This window comes from Pseudomonas sp. DWP3-1-3b3 (genome assembly GCF_049896305.1).
Taxonomy (GTDB): domain Bacteria; phylum Pseudomonadota; class Gammaproteobacteria; order Pseudomonadales; family Pseudomonadaceae; genus Aquipseudomonas; species Aquipseudomonas azotoformans_A.
Genome location: NZ_JAFCUA010000001.1, coordinates 468,761 through 483,522 on the forward strand (window position 1 = coordinate 468,761; position 14,762 = coordinate 483,522).

Here is a 14,762-nt window from a genome sequence, read left to right on the forward strand (position 1 = left end):
GAGCACGGTGAAATCGAGCCGATCACGCAATGAAAACGCCACCTCCTATCCCTTGGCGACGGTTTTCGCTACCCTTCATCCTTTGATCGATACAGCCCGCACAGTATCGACCGCTCATCGTTTTAGGAAGGCTGCATGTCCACCCCCACAGTTCGCGAACAATTCCTTGTTATCAGTGCCCTCGGCGCCAACCCCATGGAGCTGACCAACGTCCTGTGCCGCGCCAGCCATGAAAACCGCTGCGCCGTCGTGACCTCCCGCCTGACCCGCCACGGCGAGTGCAGCGCACTGGTCCTGCAGATCTCCGGCACCTGGGACGCCCTGGCGCGCCTGGAAACCGGCCTGCCGGGCCTGGCCAAGAAGCATGACTTCACGGTCAATGTGGTGCGCAGTGCCGCCCTGGAGAATCGTCCCCAGGCCCTGCCTTATGTGGCGTATGTCAGCTCGGCGTACCGTTCGGACATCGTCAACGAGCTGTGCCAGTTCTTCATCGACCACAACGTCGAATTGGAGAACCTGACCTGCGACACCTACCAGGCCCCGCAAACCGGCGGCACCATGCTGAACGCCACGTTTACCGTGACCTTGCCGGCCGGCGTGCAGATCAGTTGGCTGCGCGACCAGTTCCTGGATTTCGCCGATGCTCTGAACCTCGACGCACTGATCGAGCCATGGCGCCCACAGAACCCAATGTAAGGAAGTTTTCATGGCGGTAGTCATCGACAAACCGGTAGCCGATTTCGAAGCCCAGGCCACCAGCGGCCAGACCTTCAGCCTTGCAGCCCTCAAGGGCAAGCAAGTGGTGATCTACTTCTACCCGAAGGACAGCACGCCAGGCTGCACCACCGAAGGTCAAGGATTTCGCGACCAGTACGCAGCATTCAAAGCGGCCAACACCGAAGTGTTTGGCGTGTCGCGGGACAGCGTGAAGTCTCACGAGAACTTCAAGGGCAAGCAGGCATTCCCCTTCGAGCTGATCAGCGACAAGGATGAAGCGGTCTGCCAGCTGTTTGATGTGATCAAGTTGAAGAAGCTGTACGGCAAGGAATACCTGGGCGTGGATCGCAGCACCTTCCTGATCGATAAGGACGGCGTGCTGCGTCAGGAATGGCGTGGCGTGAAAGTGCCGGGCCATGTGGATGCAGTTCTGGCGGCGGCGCAGGCTTTGAACAAAGCCTGAAACGCAGTGGGCTGTTGTGGTGAGCGGGCCTGCCCGCTCACCACAGAAGGCTAAACCGCTACAACAGCGGCGCGACGACAGGCTCCTGCCGCGGCCACGCATCCAGCACCGCCTTGAACAGCGTCGCCAGGGGGATTGCAAAGAACACGCCCCAGAACCCCCACAGCCCACCAAACAACAGCACCGCGCAGATGATCGCGACCGGGTGCAGGTTGACAGCCTCCGAGAACAGCAGCGGCACCAGCACGTTGCCATCCAACGTCTGGATGATTCCGTACACCGCCATCAGGTAGATGAACTGGTCGCTCCAGCCCCACTGGAACAGCGCGATCAGCGCCACCGGCACGGTCACCACCACGGCGCCGACGTACGGCACCACCACTGAAATACCCACCAACAACGCCAGCAACGCCGCGTAGTTCAGGTCCAGGGCGATAAAGGCGATGTAGGTCACGCCGCCGCAGATAATGATCTCGATGACCTTGCCACGAATGTAGTTGGCAATCTGCCGGTTCATTTCCTCGGCCACCCGGCTAATCAGCGCACGTTCGCGCGGCAGATAGCCACGCACCCAGCGGCCGATCATGGCGCGGTCCTTGAGGAAGAAGAACACCAGGATCGGCACCAGTACCAGGTAGATCATGATGTTGACCAGCAACGGCAGGCTGGACAGGGAAAAGGTCAGTGCCCATTGCCCGAACTTTCCGATCTCGCCGCGTGCCGCTTCGATGGCCTGCAACACCTGTTCGTCCGACACCAGGTGCGGGTAGCGCTCCGGTAACAGCAGCAATAGCGATTGCCATTTGGCGAGCATGCCCGGCAGCTCGTTGAACAACGTGATCAACTGATGCCACAGCAGCGGCAGTACTACCACGATAAACAGCACCAGCAGCCCCATGAACAAGGCGAACACCAAGCCCACGGCGGCTCCGCCTGGCAAGCGCAAGCGCTCCAGTGTGGTGACCAAGCCTTGCATCAGATACGCCAACACCATCCCCGCCAATACCGGCGCCAGCATGCCGCCCAAGGTGAGCACGGCCGTAAAGGCTAGAAACAGCAGGACCGCCAGCACCACGGCCTCCTCATCGGAGAAGTAGCGCTGGATCCAGTCTCGTAACACTTTGAACATCAATCAACCTCGGCGGGTAGGGGCAAACGGTTCAGGCCTTGCGCAACCAGTAACGGTACACACCGGCGGCGTCTTCTTCATGGAGCAGGGTGTGGCCGGCGAGCTTGGCAAAGGTGCGGAAATCACGCTGGGAGCCCGCGTCCGTGGCGATCACCTTGAGCACTGCACCACTGGCCAGACGATTGAGCTCCAACTTGGCCTTGAGCAAGGGTAACGGGCAATTGAGGCCGCTGGCATCGAGTTCGGCATCAAAGGCTACAGCGTCGGTCATGGTTTACTCCAGGCAAGCGTCGGGGATGCTTAGAATATCTGGTCCGAAGCTCAGTGTCCGGCTACAGTAAGCTCTTTGTCGAAAGGCTTTGTGCATGACTTTTTTGCGCCCTACCCTGCTGACGCTGGCTTGCCTGCTGGCCTCCCCAGGCTTTGCTGACGACCTGCCGTCACTCGGCGACGCCAGCTCTGCCATTGTCTCGCCACAACAGGAATACCAGTTGGGCCGCGCCTGGCTGGCCTACCTTCGGGGCCAGGTCTCGCAACTCAACGACCCGCAGCTCAAGGATTACGTCGAAACCAGCGTCTACAAGCTGGTGGAGACCAGCCAGGTCAACGACCGGCGCCTGGAGTTCATCCTGATCAACAGCCCGCAATTGAACGCCTTTGCCGCGCCTGGTGGAATTGTCGGGGTCAACGGCGGCCTGTTCCTCAACGCCCAGACCGAAGGGGAATATGCCTCGGTACTGGCCCACGAACTGGCGCACTTGTCCCAGCGTCACTTCGCCCGTGGCGTGGAAGCGCAACAGCGTATGCAAATCCCAATGATGGCGGCCCTGCTGGGTGGCATCATTGCCGCAGCAGCCGGCGCGGGCGACGCGGGTATTGCCGCGATTGCCGGCACCCAGGCGGCGGCGATCCAGGAGCAGCGCCGGTTCTCGCGCCAGAACGAACAAGAGGCGGACCGTATCGGCATCCTCAACCTGGAAAAAGCCGGCTACGACCCGCGGTCCATGCCGACCATGTTCGAACGCCTGATGCGCCAATACCGCTTCGATGCCAAGCCGCCAGAATTCCTGCTGACTCACCCGGTCACCGAATCGCGTATTGCCGACACCCGCAACCGCGCCGAGCAAGCCAAAGCCGGCGGTAAGGAAGACAGCCTGCGTTATCAACTGATTCGCGCACGGGTGCAGCTGCAATACGAGGACACGTCAGGACTCGCCGCCAAGCGCTTCCAGGCGCAATTGGACGAAAACCCGAAGAACGATGTGGCGCGTTATGGCCTGGCTATCGCCCAGATCAAGGGTTCTCAGTTCAAGCAAGCTCGGGAAAACCTGACAGCGTTACTCGCCAAGGCGCCGAACGACATCACCTACAACCTGGCGCTGATTCAGCTTGAGATAGACAACAACCATCTGCCTGATGCCCAGCAACGTACTGATCGAATGCTGACTCAGTATCCGGGCAACTACCCATTGAATCAGCTACGCGTGGATCTTCTGCTCAAGCAGAACCGTACCGCCGATGCGGAAAAAGCGCTGGACAGCTTGCTCAAATCTCGTCCGGATGATCCAGACGTGTGGTACCAGGTCGCAGAGACACGCGGCTTGTCCGGCAACATCATCGGCCTGCACCAAGCCCGCGCCGAGTATTTTGCGCTGGTCGGTGATTTCCAGCAGGCCATCCAGCAGTTGGATTTTGCCAAGCGTCGCGCCGGCAACAACTTCCCACTGTCTTCACGTATCGACGCCCGTCAGCGCGAGCTGATCGAGCAGGAACGGCTGGTCAAAGGGATGATGAGCTAAACCTATCGCCCATAAAAAAGCCCCGCCTTCATCCAACGAAGGCGGGGCTTTTTAGTTTTACCGACTTACTCGGCGAGCTTGAACGTGATGAAGCTTGCACGCCCCTGACGCAGCACGCGCATCGACACCGAACGATTCTTCGGCAACGCCTTGGCGATGTCGGTGAATTGCTTGGTGCTGTCGATGGCCTGGTTGTTCAGGTGGGTGATGACATCACCCGGCTGCAGGCCGATCAAAGAGGCAGGACCGTCCTGTACTTCCTTGATCACCACACCGCTCTTGAGGTCGAAGCTCTTTTTCTGCTCATCGGTCAGCTCGGCCACGGCAATACCCAGGCGGTTGCTGCTACGCTCGGCGCCTGGCTTGGCATTGCCCAAGGCATCCAGGGTTGCGCCTTCTTCAGGGATGGCACCCACTGTCAGCTCAACGGTCTGGCGCTTGCCTTCACGAATCACTTCCAACTTGGCCTTGCTGCCAGCCTTGAGTGCGCCGACCAGGTGCGGCAGGTCGGCCGACATGACGATCGGCTGGCCATTCATGCTCAGGATCACATCACCCACTTGCAGGCCACCTTTGGCAGCCGGGCCGTCGTCCTGGATCTGCGCGACCAGCGCACCGGCCGGCTTGTCAAGGCCGAAGGACTCAGCCAGGTCTTTGTTCACTTCCTGGATCACTACGCCCAACCAGCCACGGCTGACCTTGCCGCCACTTTTCAGTTGGTTGGAAACGTCCATGGCTACATCGATCGGGATAGCGAACGACACGCCCATGAAACCACCGGAGCGGGTGTAGATTTGCGAGTTGATCCCCACCACTTCACCGGCCAGGTTGAACAGCGGACCACCCGAGTTACCCGGGTTGATCGGCACGTCGGTCTGGATGAACGGCACGTAGTTTTCGTTCGGCAAGCTGCGTCCGATGGCGCTGACAATGCCTTGGGTCACGGTATGGTCAAAACCAAACGGCGAACCGATGGCGACGACCCACTGCCCGGCCTTCAGATCCTGGGATTTGCCCAATTTCAGCACGGGCAGGTCTTTGCCTTCGATCTTCAGCAGCGCCACATCGGAACGTGGGTCGGTGCCCACCAGCTTGGCTTTCAGTTCACTGCGGTCAGCCAGGCGCACGAGAATCTCGTCGGCATCGGCGATCACGTGGTTGTTGGTGAGGATGTAGCCATCCGGCGAAATGATGAAGCCCGAGCCCAAGGACTGAGCCTCACGCTGGCCACCCCCGCCACCACGGGGCGCACGCGGTTGCGGCATGCCGCGCTCAAAGAACTCGCGCAGCATCGGCGGCAGGCCTTCCAGGTCCGGCATCTGCTGGTTGGAGACTTTGCGATCCGGCAGTTTTTGCGTGGTACTGATGTTCACCACGGCCGGCGAGGCTTGCTCAACCAACTGGGTAAAGTCAGGCAGCTCGGCCGCTTGCGCGGGCAAGGCCTGACCCAGCACCAACACCGTGGCGACTATGGATAGGTAAGACTTCAAACGTGGTATCGACATACAGCTCCCGTTACGACGAGCAGGGTTGAGCGACAGGGTTCAAGAAACGCCGAAAACTGCGACCGACATCTTTGTTCCGCGAACAAAACAAGGCCAGAGCCGACAAGCCCTGACCTATAAAAAACATAAGAGATTTTTGCAAGTGAAAATGCTGATCCAGACATTTCATGCTCTCGGTAGCCAACCTGGCATGCAAATACAGTGAAACGTCAGGATGAACATAGGATTAACGGCTCACGGCTGGGCGGCTGGTTTTTTTTCACCGCGCACCGACAACGCGATACGTTCTGCGGTGCCGATCGGGATTTCGCCCACCACCGTCACCATCATTTCACCGTCTACCGTATTGAGGCGACGGGATACAGCCACCGTTGGACCGAGTTGGGTGCGGGTTTCCGTGACACTCGCATCACTGATCGGCTCCAGGAACACCGAGAAACGCGCCAGCCCGTCCTCATACATAAGGCTGTCGACTGTTGCCTTGGTCTGGACGTCTTTGCGGGCGCTGGTATTGGTCAGTTGAAAGCCGGGCGGCAACCACTCCAAATGCCATGCCTCAGTAGATTGCACTTCTGGAGCCTTCTCATTGGCAACCGATATAGGTGTGCATTCGGTGCTGGGTTGCAGATCGCGATCATCCGGTACGACTGATGTGTTCAACCGCGTGAACTGGAAGCGCTCAAGCAACTGCCCTTGATCATTCAGCAAGAGAGACTTGAGCGGCAGCGCGGTTTCGCGATCCAAGTGCAGCTCGAAACCATAGCGATACTGATCACGCGGCGTGATCGAGACGATCACCGCGTTACGCCCGGCCACGCGGGATTTGCCAATGACGGCCAGTTCGTAGAATTGATTGAGTTTTTGCGGATCCAACGCACGGGATGGCGCATCACGCGAGTTGCCAAGGCCTGCGACAAGGGTGCCGCTGACACATTGGGTCCGGCCATCCAGCCGCACGACTTCCTGGGCAGAACCATCGAGCTGCAAAAGCCGCTCACGGACCTGACCATTCTGGACACGATGCCAGATGTCATGGGTAGAAAAACTGCCGTTACGTTCGTAGACGAACGTGCCTTGAAAGCTTTGCTGCTGCTCTGCACGCCCAAGTCGAGTCAGCCAGTCTTGGGCTTCATCGGCGTGGGCGGGGAGTGCAAACCAACCACTGAGCAAAAGCGTAAGGAGCGGTATGGCTCGCATAGAGCTCCTTACGGATTAGCGGTTTTCCAGGCTTGCTGCGCGAGCGTATGGCAAAGCGCTTTCAGTGCCCTTCAGAGCCGATTCCTGTGCGTGTTGGCGCAGGTAGCCTGGAAGACGCTGGTCCTGCCAGCCGGATTGCCCTTGCAGTACACCGTTGGCCATCGGGCCGGTGGTGTCAGAGCTTTCCTTGTAGCCGGCCAGTACCGCTGGGCCTTTGACTTGCGGACCGGCCATGACCGGTTGCTGAGTCTGTTGGGCCAGTTCGGCACCGGCGATTTCGTCCTGGTTGTACAGGCGAACACCGGCCAACACGGCAACAGTCACCGAAGCAGCCACTGCCAGACGACCCAGGCTACGCCATGGACCACGAGCAGCTTTTGCCGGAACGGCTTCATCAGCCAGCGCGGCAGAAACGGCCGCAGCAATATCCAGACGAGGGATTAGAAGATCCTTGTGCATCACCGCCCGAGCGACTTGGTAACGAGACCAGGTATCACGGGTTTCGGCATCATCAAATGCGTTGAGCACTCGACGAAGTTCCAGTTCATCCGCTTCGTTATCCATCACTGCGGACAGCGATTCCTGCAGGGCATCACGACTCATGGCGGTTCCTCTCTTGGCTGTCGCCGCTGTCTTTAGTTTTCCTGCAACAACGGTTGCAAGGCTTTATCGATGGCTTCCCGGGCCCGGAAAATCCGTGACCTTACAGTCCCCACCGGACACTGCATGACGCTCGCAATGTCTTCGTAACTCAGACCATCGAATTCACGTAAAGTTAACGCCGTACGCAAATCTTCTGGCAGTTGCTGAATTGTGCGATGAACGGTGCCTTCGATCTCGTCGCGCAGCAATGCACGCTCCGGCGACTCGAGATCCTTGAGGCCGTGATCACCATCGTAAAATTCCGCATCTTCTGAACTTACATCGCTATCCGGTGGGCGGCGTCCGCGAGACACCAGATAGTTCTTCGCCGTGTTGATGGCGATTCGGTATAGCCACGTGTAAAACGCACTATCACCGCGAAAGTTACCAAGTGCACGGTAAGCCTTGATAAAGGCTTCCTGTGCAACGTCCTGCGCTTCATGGGTGTCGTGCACAAACCGCACGATCAACCCGAGAATTTTGTGCTGGTATTTCAGCACTAGCAGATCAAAAGCTCGCTTGTCGCCGCGTTGAACGCGCTCGACCAGCTGCTGATCCTCTTCCTGGGTTAGCATGAACACTCCTCGTTGTACTTGAAGGAGGCTTGCATAACTAAACGATCAGGCTTGCAAACATAGACTCGGTCTTTTCGCAAAAGTTCTCCCCCTTCAAGCAAGTTTCCGGCACGCACTGATTTGGCACACACGAAAAACGCAGTACGGGCATGGCCGACTGCGCGAATAATCTTGTCGCCGGTTTTCTGACGCGTCCAATGCTCCCGACGGGCCAATAAACTCAACGTTTTCCCAGCTTTCGGGCAACCTGCTATTGAGTCGGGGCTTATGCAAAAAGTTCCCACCTCAACAACCTGCCGATTTTACCCCAGCCGTGCCCCGTAATCTCACATTGCCACGAATGCCCGGCTATTGTGCCGCTCCACCCCTCTATATACTAGTAGCCCGTGTGACCCTTTGATCCGCCGATCCAGGCGTCCTGTTTGCGCCACCTCTTCGGATCGCTTTTTGCGGAATCCCTCAAATGAGCCAACAGTTTCAACACGATGTCTTGGTGATCGGCAGCGGCGCGGCCGGTTTGAGCCTAGCGCTGACCCTTCCCAGCCACCTGCGCATTGCGGTGCTGAGCAAAGGCGACCTGGCCAACGGCTCGACATTCTGGGCCCAGGGCGGTGTCGCCGCCGTACTGGATGACACCGATACGGTGCAATCCCACGTCGAGGACACCCTCAATGCGGGCGGTGGCCTATGCAATGAAGACGCGGTGCGCTTCACCGTCGAGCACAGCCGTGAAGCCATCCAATGGCTGATCGATCAAGGCGTCCCTTTTACCCGCGACGAACACGCAGGCAGCGACGACGGCGGTTTTGAGTTCCACCTGACCCGCGAAGGCGGTCACAGCCACCGCCGCATCATCCATGCGGCAGACGCTACTGGCGCCGCCATTTTCAAGACACTGCTCGAACAAGCTCGCCAGCGCCCCAACATCGAATTACTGGAACAACGTGTCGCCGTCGACCTGATCACCGAAAAACGCCTGGGCCTGGACGGCGAGCGCTGCCTCGGCGCCTACGTGCTCAACCGCGCCAGCGGCGAAGTCGACACCTACGGCGCGCGCTTCACCATCCTTGCGTCCGGCGGCGCAGCCAAGGTCTACCTCTATACCAGCAACCCCGATGGCGCGTGTGGTGATGGCATCGCCATGGCCTGGCGCTCGGGCTGCCGCGTGGCCAACCTGGAATTCAACCAGTTCCACCCGACTTGCCTGTATCACCCGCAAGCCAAGAGCTTCCTGATTACTGAAGCCCTGCGCGGTGAAGGCGCACACCTGAAACTGCCCAACGGCGAACGTTTCATGCAGCGCTTCGACCCGCGCGCCGAATTGGCCCCGCGCGATATCGTCGCCCGCGCCATCGACCACGAAATGAAGCGCCTGGGCATCGACTGCGTTTACCTGGACATCAGCCACAAACCCGAAGCCTTCATCAAGACTCACTTCCCTACGGTCTACGAGCGTTGCCTGGCGTTCAACATCGACATCACCCAAGGCCCGATCCCCGTGGTGCCGGCTGCGCACTACACCTGCGGCGGCGTAATGGTCGACCAGCACGGTCGCACCGACGTCCCGGGCCTGTATGCGATTGGCGAAACCAGCTTTACCGGCCTGCACGGCGCCAACCGCATGGCCAGCAACTCGCTGCTGGAGTGTTTCGTGTATGCGCGCTCGGCGGCGGCAGACATTCTTGAACAGCTGCCGCGCATTCCTGTACCTGCCGCCCTGCCCCGCTGGGACGCCAGCCAGGTGACCGACTCGGACGAAGACGTGATCATCGCGCACAACTGGGACGAGCTGCGCCGTTTCATGTGGGACTACGTGGGGATCGTGCGCACCAACAAGCGCCTGCAACGCGCGCAGCATCGAGTGCGGATGCTGCTGGATGAAATCGACGAGTTCTATAGTAACTACAAGGTCAGCCGCGACTTGATCGAGTTGCGCAACCTGGCCCAGGTGGCGGAACTGATGATCCGCTCGGCCATGGAGCGCAAGGAAAGCCGCGGCCTGCATTACACCCTCGATTACCCGCAGATGCTGCCCGAAGCCCGCGACACTATCCTGGTACCAACCACCTACGGCGGCTGAACTTCAGGCGTACCCGCAGGCGCCGATGCACATCGGCGACCTGCGAATCCCTGGGCACACACACCGAACGTATCCGCCAGTCGCCCGGCACCCGGTAGCGCAGCACGACGATCAATGGCAAGGCGAGGCTGTCCGGTCGCAACTGCACGCTGTGCCAGCCCCGCTGCGCATTGAGCAACTGCCAACCATCGGCGTCACGACGCAGGCCACGAATCGACGAACGGTGAGTCAGCAGGATAAAGCGCGGCAAAACCCAGGCTGCGTGCGCGAGACACGCCAACAGGCCAAGGCTTGAAAAAGACAGATCGAGAAACAAAAGCGCACCCAACGCAAACAGCTGGGCGAGGAGATACGCCGCCAGCAACAGCCGTGAGGCCTGCCAGCGGCATTCGAATGTATTACTTGGGCTGGACACGGTCCAGGATCATCCGAACCATGCGCTGCAGCTCTGGGTCTTCGGATTCGGCGCGCTCCATGAACCAGCCGAACATGTCCTGGTCTTCACAAGTCAGCAGCCTGACGTAGAGGTCGCGATCCACCTGATTGAGCGTTGCATAGACCTCTTTGGTGAAAGGCACCAGCAACACATCCAACTCCAGCATGCCACGACGGCTGTGCCAGTAGAGACGATTGATTTCTACATCTTCGACCATGGAGCGCTCCTCAAATAGGCGGCAAGTATACAGGCCCGACGGCACCGGAACAGTCGGCTTTGGTCGCCCCATACGGAAACTATCCATTTGCCGGGCGCCCCTCTATGATGCACCCATGACTTTTTGACCTGCGATGACCCATGGCTGACTCTGCTTTCTTCTGCTCCCTGTCCCACGAAGGTGTTCTTGCCGTCCGCGGCGCTGACGCCGCCAAATTCCTTCAGGGCCAACTGACCTGCAACCTCAATTACCTGAGCGATACCCAGGCCAGTCTCGGCGCGCGCTGCACGCAAAAAGGGCGCATGCAGTCGAGCTTCCGCATTCTGCTGCAAGGTGATGGCGTGTTGCTGGCCATGGCCACCGAGCTGCTGGAACCGCAACTGGCCGACCTGAAGAAGTACGCCGTGTTCTCCAAATCCAAGCTCACCGACGAAAGCGCCGCCTGGGTGCGCTTCGGCCTGGTGAATGCGGACACGGCCCTGGCCAGCCTCGGCCTTGAACTGCCCGCCGAGACCGACAGCGTCGTGCGCAACGATGCGTTGATCGCCCTCCGCGTCTCCCCAGGTCGCGCTGAACTCTGGGTGCCTGCCGAGCAAGGCGACGCCGTACGCAATCAATTGGCTGCAACCCTCGATCAAACCGATCTGAATGAATGGCTGCTGGGGCAAATCCGTGCAGGCATCGGCCAGGTCATGCCGCAAACCCGCGAGCTGTTCATCCCGCAGATGCTCAACCTGCAGGCCGTGGGTGGCGTGAGTTTCAAGAAAGGCTGCTACACCGGCCAAGAGATCGTCGCGCGCATGCAGTACCTGGGCAAACTCAAACGTCGCCTGTACCGCTTGAGCCTCGATGCGCCTGAACTGCCCGAGCCAGGCACTCCGCTGTTTTCCCCCAGCCACAACAGCGCGATCGGCGAAGTGGTGCTTGCCGCAAAGGCCGGCAAGAGCATTGAACTTCTGGCCGTGTTGCAAGCCGAAGCTGCCGATAGTGGCGATGTGCACGTAGGCACATTGGAAGGTCCCGGCTTGCAACTGCTCGACCTGCCTTACACGCTCGACCGTGATCGAGAGATCCAGCGCTGATCGCCGTACCTTTTTGCAACACCCTAGAGAGCATGAATGAACAAGCTGGCGGAAAAAGTCCAACAGGCTTTAGTGACGGCCATCGACAACGATGACCTGGTTCTGCCGACATTGCCGGAAGTGGCCCTGAATATTCGTCAGGCCGCTGAAGACCCGGAAATCAGCATCAGCCACTTGAGCAAAGTGATCGGTCGCGACACCGCGCTGTCGGCGCGCCTGATCAAAGTGGTCAACAGCCCGTTGTTGCGCGCCACCCAGGAAGTCACCGACCTGCACACCGCCATCACCCGACTGGGCACCAACTACAGCAGCAACCTGGCGATTGGCCTGGTGATGGAGCAGATCTTCCACGCCCGCTCCGACGTGGTCGAACAAAAGATGCGCGATGTGTGGCGCCGCAGCCTGGAAGTCGCGGGCGTCAGTTACGCCCTGTGCCGCAGCCACAGCCAGCTCAAGCCAGACCAGGCCGCTCTTGGCGGCCTGGTGCACCAGATCGGCGTGCTGCCGATCCTGACGTACGCCGAAGACCATTACGAGTTGCTCGCGGACCCGGTCAGCCTCAATCACGTGATCGAGAGCATCCACCCGTTGCTCGGTGACAAGCTGCTGAGTGGCTGGGACTTCCCGGAAATGCTTGCCAAACTGCCCGGCCAATACCTCAACCTGGAGCGCGATTCGGCCAGCCTCGACTACGTCGACCTAGTGCAGGTGGCTGTGTTGTATTGCCATCGCGGCACCGATCACCCGTTGGCCAGCGTAGCGGTCTCGACCTTGCCTGCGATCAAGAAACTGCGGTTCGACCCGTACAGCGATGCCTTGCGCGCCGAGCTGGATGAAGCCCGCTCGATGTTCTATTGATCAGCCCGCGATAAAACTCACCCGCACTTTCAACCCGGCAAGTTCGCCATCATGCAGGCTGATCTGTGCCAGGTGCGCCCGGCAAATCTCACCGACAATCGCCAACCCCAGGCCTGACCCCATGCCCTGCTGGCTGCGACGGTAGAAACGTTCGAAAACGCGGTCCCGCTCATCCAGCGGGATGCCTGGGCCATCGTCTTCCACTTCCAGTACCGCCGGCGCCGTCACCCGCAGAATCACATTGCCGCCCGGCGGCGTGTGGGCCAGGGCATTGTCCACCAGGTTGCTCAACAGCTCATTCAACAAGGTCGGCTCACCGCGCAGCCACACCGGCTCGTCGGCCTCCAACGCCAGCGCTACGCCGCGTGCGTGGGCCAACGGCGCCATGGCCATGCCCAGCTCCCGGGCCAGCTGGCTGAGGTCGAGCAACTGCGCGCCACCTTCGGCAATCGCGCGGGCGCCATTTTCAATGCGCGCCAGGGACAACAATTGATTGGCCAGATGTGTCAGACGGTCAGTGCCCTGGGCTGCGGTTTCCAGGGTACTGCGCCAGGTAGCCGGATCCTCGGCACGCAAGCCGAGTTCTAACCGGGCCTTGAGCGCCGCGAGCGGCGTACGCAGCTCATGGGCCGCGTCGGCGATGAACTGCGCCTGTCGTTCGAACTGGCCGCGCAGGCGTTCGGTAAAGTGATTGAGGGAGCGCACCAGTGGCCCAAACTCATGCTGCACTTCCACCAAGGGCAATGGGCGCAAGTCGTCGGGCTGACGCTCTTCCACCGCAGTGCGCAGGCGCTCCAGCGGGCGCAACGCCGCGCTGACGGCAAACCACACCAGCAGCAATGCGCCGACAGCGAGCATCCCCAAGCGCAGCAAAGTGTCCGCCATCAAACTGCGGGCCATGCTCACACGCGCCTCGTCGGTTTCAGCGACACGGATTTCCGCCATGCCGTTCATGTTTGGCTCGGAGACCGCCTTAAGCAGGCTGACCACACGCACCGGCTGCCCCTGGTACACCGCATCGTAGAAGCGTGCCAACGCCGGATAGTCATCGGTACGCGGCGTGCCGGGCGGTGGACCGGGCAGGTGTTCGTAGCCCGAGATCAGCTTCTGGTCGATGTCGTTGACCTGGTAATAAATGCGTCCGGCGCTGTCGTAGGCAAAGGTGTCCAGGGCGACGTAGGGCACATTCGCACTCAAGGTGCCATCCACCTGGGTCAAGCCGGCGGCGATGGTCCGCGCCGAGGCCAGCAGCGTGCGGTCGTAGGCGGTGTCGGCGGCTTCGCGGCCATTCCAATAAGCGCTCATGCCACTGGCGAGCATCAACAGCACCAACAACAGCGCCAGGTTCCACAGCAGGCGCCAGCGCAGGCTGCTGGGCTTATGCATCGCGGGCTTCCAGCAGGTAGCCAAGGCCGCGAAAGGTCACGATGGCAATGGGCTGGCCGTCAAGTTTCTTGCGCAGGCGATGCACGTAGATTTCGATGGCATCGGGGCTGGCTTCTTCGTCCAGGCCGAACACCTGGGAAGCCAGTTGCTCCTTGCTCATCACCCGGCCCGGCCGGGCAATCAGCGCCTCCAGCACCGCTTGCTCGCGGGAGGTGAGCGTCATCAGCTCTCCGCCCACGGTGAAGCGCCGCGTGTCGAGGTCATAGACCAACACGCCGCACGCCTGTTGGCGCTCGCCGCCCAATACACTGCGCCGCAACAATGCCTTGACCCGCGCTTCCAACTCGGTGAGTTCGAAAGGTTTGGCAAGGTAGTCGTCGGCCCCGAGGTTCAAACCGTGCACACGGTCTTTCACATCACTGCGCGCCGTCAGCATCAGCACGGGCAGATTTTTCCCACGGGCGCGCAGACGTGCAAGCACCTCGAAACCGTCCATGCGCGGCAGCCCCACATCGAGGATTGCCGCCGCGTATTCCTCGCTGCTCAGGGCCAGGTCCGCCGCTACGCCATCGTGCAGCACGTCAACGGTCAGACCCGTGCTCTTGAGCGCTTGCGCGACACTTTCGGCAAGTTGCAGATGGTCTTCAACCAGCAGGACACGCATGGATTTCTACCT

At 60.2% G+C, this 14,762-nt stretch carries 16 protein-coding genes; 6 read left to right on the top strand and 10 right to left on the bottom strand.

Going from position 1 to position 14,762, the window contains the following annotated elements:
- The first annotated feature begins 135 nt into the window (after positions 1-135).
- Both ACP7BX_RS02385 and ACP7BX_RS02390 read left to right on the top strand, forming a co-directional pair.
- Complete coding sequence (locus ACP7BX_RS02385) at positions 136-696, top strand: glycine cleavage system protein R (protein ID WP_003172487.1); 561 nt, start codon at positions 136-138, stop codon at positions 694-696.
- Between the two features lie 10 nt (positions 697-706).
- Positions 707-1,180 (top strand): peroxiredoxin, encoded by a 474-nt coding sequence (locus tag ACP7BX_RS02390; protein ID WP_016975173.1) that lies wholly within the window; start codon positions 707-709, stop codon positions 1,178-1,180.
- A gap of 58 nt (positions 1,181-1,238) precedes the next feature.
- Here the strand turns inward: ACP7BX_RS02390 and ACP7BX_RS02395 are convergent, their stop codons facing one another.
- Both ACP7BX_RS02395 and ACP7BX_RS02400 read right to left on the bottom strand, forming a co-directional pair.
- Positions 1,239-2,309, bottom strand: coding sequence for an AI-2E family transporter (locus ACP7BX_RS02395; protein WP_426129607.1), 1,071 nt, complete (start codon positions 2,307-2,309; stop codon positions 1,239-1,241).
- Between the two features lie 31 nt (positions 2,310-2,340).
- Positions 2,341-2,580: a sulfurtransferase TusA family protein gene (locus ACP7BX_RS02400; RefSeq protein ID WP_010212198.1), complete on the bottom strand. Its 240-nt coding sequence runs from the start codon at positions 2,578-2,580 to the stop codon at positions 2,341-2,343.
- A 94-nt stretch (positions 2,581-2,674) separates the two neighbouring features.
- Between ACP7BX_RS02400 and ACP7BX_RS02405 the strand changes: the two genes are divergently transcribed.
- Positions 2,675-4,108: a M48 family metalloprotease gene (locus ACP7BX_RS02405; protein WP_016975171.1), complete on the top strand. Its 1,434-nt coding sequence runs from the start codon at positions 2,675-2,677 to the stop codon at positions 4,106-4,108.
- Between the two features lie 65 nt (positions 4,109-4,173).
- Here the strand turns inward: ACP7BX_RS02405 and ACP7BX_RS02410 are convergent, their stop codons facing one another.
- From ACP7BX_RS02410 to rpoE, 4 genes are all read right to left on the bottom strand, one after another.
- Entirely contained in the window at positions 4,174-5,613 is a 1,440-nt protein-coding gene (locus ACP7BX_RS02410; RefSeq protein ID WP_033902654.1) for a DegQ family serine endoprotease, read from the bottom strand.
- A 234-nt stretch (positions 5,614-5,847) separates the two neighbouring features.
- Complete coding sequence (locus ACP7BX_RS02415; RefSeq protein WP_426129610.1) at positions 5,848-6,810, bottom strand: MucB/RseB C-terminal domain-containing protein; 963 nt, start codon at positions 6,808-6,810, stop codon at positions 5,848-5,850.
- A gap of 15 nt (positions 6,811-6,825) precedes the next feature.
- Positions 6,826-7,413: a sigma-E factor negative regulatory protein gene (locus ACP7BX_RS02420; RefSeq protein ID WP_003172479.1), complete on the bottom strand. Its 588-nt coding sequence runs from the start codon at positions 7,411-7,413 to the stop codon at positions 6,826-6,828.
- Between the two features lie 32 nt (positions 7,414-7,445).
- Positions 7,446-8,027, bottom strand: a complete 582-nt coding sequence (gene rpoE, locus ACP7BX_RS02425) for an RNA polymerase sigma factor RpoE (RefSeq protein WP_003172477.1) — start codon at positions 8,025-8,027, stop codon at positions 7,446-7,448.
- A 463-nt stretch (positions 8,028-8,490) separates the two neighbouring features.
- Between rpoE and nadB the strand changes: the two genes are divergently transcribed.
- Positions 8,491-10,107 carry an L-aspartate oxidase gene (gene nadB, locus ACP7BX_RS02430; RefSeq protein ID WP_426129612.1) on the top strand — a complete coding sequence of 539 codons (1,617 nt, stop codon included), beginning with the start codon at positions 8,491-8,493 and terminating at the stop codon, positions 10,105-10,107.
- On the opposite strand, the gene ACP7BX_RS02435 is transcribed toward nadB, so the two are convergent.
- Both ACP7BX_RS02435 and ACP7BX_RS02440 read right to left on the bottom strand, forming a co-directional pair.
- A complete protein-coding gene (locus tag ACP7BX_RS02435; protein WP_426129614.1) occupies positions 10,076-10,522 on the bottom strand; it encodes a protein YgfX in 447 nt (148 codons plus the stop codon). The two genes, nadB and ACP7BX_RS02435, sit on opposite strands and share 32 nt — an antisense overlap.
- Positions 10,506-10,760: a succinate dehydrogenase assembly factor 2 gene (locus tag ACP7BX_RS02440; RefSeq protein WP_014717362.1), complete on the bottom strand. Its 255-nt coding sequence runs from the start codon at positions 10,758-10,760 to the stop codon at positions 10,506-10,508. Before ACP7BX_RS02440 ends, ACP7BX_RS02435 begins: the two co-directional genes overlap by 17 nt.
- 140 nt (positions 10,761-10,900) lie before the next feature.
- Here ACP7BX_RS02440 and ACP7BX_RS02445 point away from each other — a divergent pair, with 140 nt between their 5' ends.
- Complete coding sequence (locus ACP7BX_RS02445) at positions 10,901-11,842, top strand: YgfZ/GcvT domain-containing protein (RefSeq protein WP_426129616.1); 942 nt, start codon at positions 10,901-10,903, stop codon at positions 11,840-11,842.
- 36 nt (positions 11,843-11,878) lie between these two features.
- Positions 11,879-12,700 (top strand): HDOD domain-containing protein, encoded by an 822-nt coding sequence (locus ACP7BX_RS02450; protein ID WP_033902659.1) that lies wholly within the window; start codon positions 11,879-11,881, stop codon positions 12,698-12,700.
- Here the strand turns inward: ACP7BX_RS02450 and ACP7BX_RS02455 are convergent, their stop codons facing one another.
- Together ACP7BX_RS02455 and ACP7BX_RS02460 are read right to left on the bottom strand one after the other, a co-directional pair.
- On the bottom strand, positions 12,701-14,086 hold the full coding sequence (locus tag ACP7BX_RS02455; protein ID WP_133074325.1) for a sensor histidine kinase: 1,386 nt from the start codon (positions 14,084-14,086) through the stop codon (positions 12,701-12,703). It lies immediately after the preceding gene.
- Positions 14,079-14,750 carry a response regulator gene (locus ACP7BX_RS02460; protein ID WP_010212220.1) on the bottom strand — a complete coding sequence of 224 codons (672 nt, stop codon included), beginning with the start codon at positions 14,748-14,750 and terminating at the stop codon, positions 14,079-14,081. Before ACP7BX_RS02460 ends, ACP7BX_RS02455 begins: the two co-directional genes overlap by 8 nt.
- Between the last annotated feature and the right edge of the window lie 12 nt (positions 14,751-14,762).